Source organism: Pseudanabaena biceps PCC 7429 (assembly GCF_000332215.1).
In the GTDB taxonomy this organism is placed as follows: domain Bacteria; phylum Cyanobacteriota; class Cyanobacteriia; order Pseudanabaenales; family Pseudanabaenaceae; genus Pseudanabaena; species Pseudanabaena biceps.
Genome location: NZ_ALWB01000321.1, coordinates 1 through 4538, shown reverse-complemented (window position 1 = coordinate 4538; position 4538 = coordinate 1). Strand labels below are relative to the sequence as shown.

Sequence of the window (4538 nt, the reverse complement as noted above, 5' to 3'; positions counted from 1 at the left end):
TACCGCCCGCTACGCGGGCGGTACGCTCTTTTAGGTTTTAATTATCTAGCTTTCATTCATAACTATCCCTGACCCTTTAATTGCAAGAGAAACTTTGCCTCAGCCGCGCGATCGCTATTGGGATATCTCTCCAGTAAGGTTTGCAGATAACGGGGTTGCTCACTGAGAAAGAAGCTCGAAAACAGCAGGTCATCTATATATTGGCTTTGAGGAAACTTAACTTGTAACTCCGTAATGATGCTGTCGATACGTCTTTGATAATCTGATCGCATCGCTTTTTCGCGATCTTCGTAATCTTGATAGGCATATCTGCGACCGCTAGTACTCAATTGCCGATATTGGATACTAGCAGTCACACCTGCGGGAGGATGGATACGTTGAGTTTCTGCGAAAGTGTGGTCTTCCCACTGGGCAAGGAGAGTCATCGCTACCATATAAAGCGTTTTTTCGCGAATAGTAGTGGAAATACTACTATCTTCAAGCAATTTCTGATAGAGAGAAAGAGCGACCGCATTTTGACTGCCTGCTTGATATTTGGCGAGAATTTCCGCATTACTGCGTTGAGATTCATCGCATACCCACCAATCGCGACAATTCCAATCGGTGGGGAGGAGATAGGCTCGAAATCCGTCCCATATGGGTAAATAACCATTTTCCCAACCACCCATACCTGCCCAATTGGAGGCAATTTGATAGCGCGATTCAGGAGTATTTTCGATTTGCCATTGGCGTAGTTTTTGCCAACGGAGTTTTTGCTTGCCGAGTAATTTTTGGGATTCCTTCTTAAAATTTACTACCCGATCGTCCTGTCCCCACCAGTTTCCCTGTGGATAGTAGTAGTCAGTAAGTATCTGATCGGGAATAGTATCTAACTTGATATCTGCTGACACCTCTAAAGCCTTGGCATAATCTTGCGATCGCGCATATTGAATAGCGATCGCGTATTGCAACATTGGTGCAAGGGGTTGATTATCTGGTTCTTGCAGTAGAGTCTGGATCTGCTCGATGGACAATCCGACATCTAGCAGCGTTCGCACATGTGGAAAAGCGAGGTACATCGCATCGCGATCGCCCATGGGTTGCACCATCATTTTGAGCCAGAGGCGCATCGCTCCCACGATATCACCATTCGCTTGTAAACCTAGGGCAAGAAAGTAGGTAGCATCATCTACCCCTGAATGAGTGGGGTAACGATTGAGCCATGCTTGCCAAACATTGAGCCGTTCCTTCTCAGAGCGTTTGGCATTGCGATCGAGAATGTCCTGACTGCGTGGTTGTCCGTCAAAATAGGAACGTCCCGTGAGATCCCCATATTCGCGACAGGCGATCGCAAATTTAGATTGAGGATATTTGGTTACCATGCCCAAGAGCAGATAATAAGCATAATTACCTTTTGGAGCAAAATTTTCATAACTGACGATTCTTGAGAGGGAATATAGTTGGGATAAATCGTTATTCAAGATGTTATTAAGGAGTTCTGTCCCTCGGATATCGCCATGACGATCAAGTTCGGCGATCGCCCACATGTGATCGTTCGCTTGCCGATCATCCGCTAAAGAACGAAAGAAAGCCCGCGCAAATGGGGTGATTTCTCCCGCCTTCATTGCCCCCAACCGTTCGACTAAGATATATTCCTGAGCATCACTCGCTAATTTCTGATAGAAAGCGATCGCTGTTTTAATTTGACTATCGGTGGGTTGTTGAATCTGCTCGTACTGCAACCATTCCGATAGCCCTCCAAAATTCTTGCTTTTTTCGTAGGGATTTTTTCCATAAACAGCCTCATAACCGAGGAGTCGCGTTAAAAACTCTAGATTGAATTGGTCGTAATAACGATCAGAACTCCTAGGTTCAAGATTAGCTTTAGCTAAACTGATGAATTCTTCCCGTACTTTTGGATCGTCTAAACCAAATTCTTTCTCCCAGTCCTTGCTCTGTGCCTCTGAATTGTAAGGAGCAATTTCGTAAAAATTGGGATAATCCAAACGCCTCTGAATCTGTCCCTTTAACCATAGCGTGGTGTAAGGCTTTCCTAGACTGCGAATGCCCTCAAGTCCATACTTTTGTCTCGTCTCATCGCGGGAGCGAGCATAATAACTCAGTAATGGATAAGCCTTAGCTCCATACTTTTTCCAGACTGGATTTTCGACTCTATCCTTCCCCCATTTGGCAACAATAATATCTTGGCGCACTGCTTGAGCGATTTCTTGCCATTGGGGATCGAAGCGAAGGCGATCGCGCAAGATGTCATCGATTTCCAGTTGGGAAATTTCTTCAGGGCTGAAGGAATCCGCCAATTTGGACATTTCGGTGGGATTGGGGATTTTGACCGTCCGCGATTGAAAGATTTCTGTTGCCTTAATTGCTACGCTAAACGAGAAGAGTGTGGCGAATATAGACAATATATATAGATGTCGCTTTTGCATTTTACGATCCAAGTTTGACAAGAGGACAGAAGGCTGAATAAGTAGCTAAGCATAAGTAAACTTAAAACCTAGAAGAGCATACCGCCCGCTGTGCGGGCGGTATGCTCTCTGGTTTTGGTTTTTAATTATGCCGAACTACTTAAAAGAATAAATGACTTTCAGGTTGAATATTGAGTTCCATTGGTACAGCTTGCGGATCGGCAGAAAGCGCAAACATAATTGCATTGGCGGCAGTTTCTGTCGTTAACATCTTGCTGCGATCGACTTTTAGACTAACATCATCCCAAAAGGGCGAATCAATTCCCCCAAAATAAAACAATGTCATCTTAATCCCAAAGCGACGAAGTTCGTCAGCCATGCATTTGCTAAATCCCACTGCCCCAAACTTGGAAGCACAATAGGCGGATGCCATTGCCATCGAATGTTTTCCCAGAATGCCAATTACATTACAAATATGTCCGACCTTACGCTCCTTCATAGCATTGGCGACAATTTGACTGGTGTAGAAATTCCCCTTGAGATTTAAGTCCAGCATTAAATCAAGATCTTGCGGCTCAATGCGATTGAACTGTTTCAGGATTCCTGCACCTGCGGTATTTACTAAGACATCAATCTGTCCGAATTCGGCGATCGCTTTTTGCACCATTCCCTCAACCTGTTCGTATTTAGTGATGTCTGTGGGAATAGCGATCGCCTTAGCATCATAATCATCTTCGAGGTTATTGACGAATTCCTCTAACTTATGGATATCTCTCGCCACGAGAACTAATTTCGCCCCATTTTCCGCTAATTTGGGCGCGAGTGCGGAACCAATGCCACCTGTTGCACCGACTACGACAACAACTTTATTTTGCATCTTGCTTTGCTTCTTAAAAGTAAAGTATTTATGTTTGAACTTCTTTACAATACTTTACTTTTATTTACATAGCTATGGCAATTCTAAATCATCAGGACATCAAACCCAATAGAGAGTTGCGGCGCTTCGCGCCGCAACTCTCTATTGGGTTTGATGTTTGTCCTAACATTACTGAATATATCTATTAAAAACTAATTTGGTAAATCGAATAAAAAAGAGCGCATCGCGCTCTTTTTTATTTAAACTTAAACTCCGTTTTGCTTAAACCAAGCTTTCAATCGATTCCAGCCATCTTTGGCTTCTTTTTGCCGATAAGAGGGTCGATAATCGGCATGGAAAGCATGGGGAGCATCGGGATAAACAACTATCTCAGCATTGGCATTGCAACCTTTTAGTTGTTCGCGCATTTGCTCGACGGTGTCTAAAGGAATACCCGTATCTTTGCCACCATAAAGCCCCAAAACTGGCACTTGCAAAGCTTTGGCGATGTCAATAGGATGTTTTGGAGTTAGTTCTGAAGCTTCGCCAACCAATTTGCCATACCAGGCCACTCCAGCTTTTACTTGAGGATTATGGGCGGCGTAGAGCCATGTAATGCGCCCACCCCAACAAAAGCCCGTAATTCCTAGCCGATCGCTATTGCCCTTTGCCGAGTTTGCTGCCCATGCTACCGTCGCATCGAGATCGGACATTACCTGTGCGTCAGGGACTTTGCTAACCACTTTGCGAATTTCTGCGATATCAGAAAGTTTAGAGACATCTCCTTGGCGGTAAAACATTTCTGGGGCGATCGCTACATAACCTAATTTGGCAAGGCGGCAGCAGACATCTTGGATATAGGCATGAACGCCAAAAATTTCCTGAATCACTAAAATCACGGGAAAATTTTCGCCAGAGTCAGGCATCGCTCTGAAGGCAGGAATTGTCCCATCGGCTACGGGAATTTTGACTTCGCCAGCGATGAGTCCTTGGGGATCGGTGGTAATTGTTTTCGCGGAAATGGGTTGTACGGCGATCGCAAAACCTGCCGTCAAGCCACTAACCGCAATGAATTTCCGTCTGGTCAGTTTTGCCATTCAAGTTATTCCTCAAAACATCTCAAAATACTCAAAATATATAGGGCAGTAAGCAAGCTTGACTGCCCTATATATTTTGCATCAACCCAAAAGATAATGTTTGTCTTTGCCAGAACCCATGTAAGTACTTCATTAAATATAAACCGCTAAAACCTGCGGCGATCGCCGCAGGTTTTAGCG

At 44.5% G+C, this 4538-nt stretch carries 3 protein-coding genes; all 3 read right to left on the bottom strand.

The window, feature by feature from the left end; all coding sequences use genetic code 11:
- Positions 1-62 precede the first annotated feature (62 nt).
- Positions 63-2426, bottom strand: a complete 2364-nt coding sequence (locus tag PSE7429_RS21670; RefSeq protein ID WP_009629519.1) for a hypothetical protein — start codon at positions 2424-2426, stop codon at positions 63-65.
- A gap of 139 nt (positions 2427-2565) precedes the next feature.
- Positions 2566-3282 (bottom strand): SDR family oxidoreductase, encoded by a 717-nt coding sequence (locus tag PSE7429_RS21665; protein WP_009629518.1) that lies wholly within the window; start codon positions 3280-3282, stop codon positions 2566-2568.
- Between the two features lie 245 nt (positions 3283-3527).
- Positions 3528-4358 carry a dienelactone hydrolase family protein gene (locus PSE7429_RS21660; RefSeq protein ID WP_009629517.1) on the bottom strand — a complete coding sequence of 277 codons (831 nt, stop codon included), beginning with the start codon at positions 4356-4358 and terminating at the stop codon, positions 3528-3530.
- Between the last annotated feature and the right edge of the window lie 180 nt (positions 4359-4538).

Bases quoted from the DNA above. Each gene is read 5' to 3' on its own strand.
- PSE7429_RS21660 (WP_009629517.1), bottom strand. From the start codon at position 4,358: ATGGCAAAACTGACCAGACGGAAATTCATTGCGGTTAGTGGCTTGACG.
- PSE7429_RS21670 (WP_009629519.1), bottom strand. From the start codon at position 2,426: ATGCAAAAGCGACATCTATATATATTGTCTATATTCGCCACACTCTTC.
- PSE7429_RS21665 (WP_009629518.1), bottom strand. From the start codon at position 3,282: ATGCAAAATAAAGTTGTTGTCGTAGTCGGTGCAACAGGTGGCATTGGT.